The 648-nt window shown below is 72.5% G+C and carries 1 protein-coding gene; it reads right to left on the reverse strand.

The features are described from left to right. On the reverse strand, positions 1-648 hold a 648-nt coding region (locus LPA54_RS34710; protein ID WP_228984609.1), incomplete at both ends, for a methyltransferase.

Below are 648 nucleotides of genomic sequence, written 5' to 3' on the forward strand. Positions count from 1 at the left end.
CTCACGTCGTTCGCCCGGTAGGTCTCCTGCGCCGACGCCACCGCCTGGAAGGACTCGTCCACGAACAGCACCTCGGCCTTCGGGTCGGCCAGCGCCATCGCCGTCCCCACCACGCCGTTGCCGCAGCCCAGGTCCACGACCCGGCCGCCGTCCCGCCCGGCGGGCAGATGGCGCAGGAAGAAGCGGGTGCCGATGTCGAGCCGGTCCGCGCAGAACACCCCGGCGTGGTTGACGACAGTACGCCCCGACACGGGACCGGCGTCCCCGGGCAGCGTGTAGCGGTACGGCCACGGGTTCGGCGGGCGGACCAGGGACGGGTCCGGCGTGCAGAAGATCAGCCGGGCCTTCCTCTCCGCCAGGGAGGTGCGGGTCGGGCCGAGGATCCGCTCGAACAGCTTCAGCGTCGAGGTGTGAATCTCCTTCACCATGCCCGTGCCGGCCACGACCGTGTCCGCGTGCACCGACGGCGCCAGCCGCAGCAGCTGGTCCTCCAGCAGCGCCAGGCTCTTGGGCACCCGCACCAGCAGCACGTCAATCCGCTCCGGCGGGGCGTCCTGCGTGGTCAGCAGCCGCACCGTGCCGGGCTCGACGCCGTTGCGGGCGAGGTTGGCGCGGGTGGCCTCCTGACCGAGCCAGGAGTCGGTGATC

The sequence above is a fragment of the Streptomyces sp. DH12 genome (assembly GCF_020873895.1).
Classification (GTDB): domain Bacteria; phylum Actinomycetota; class Actinomycetes; order Streptomycetales; family Streptomycetaceae; genus Streptomyces.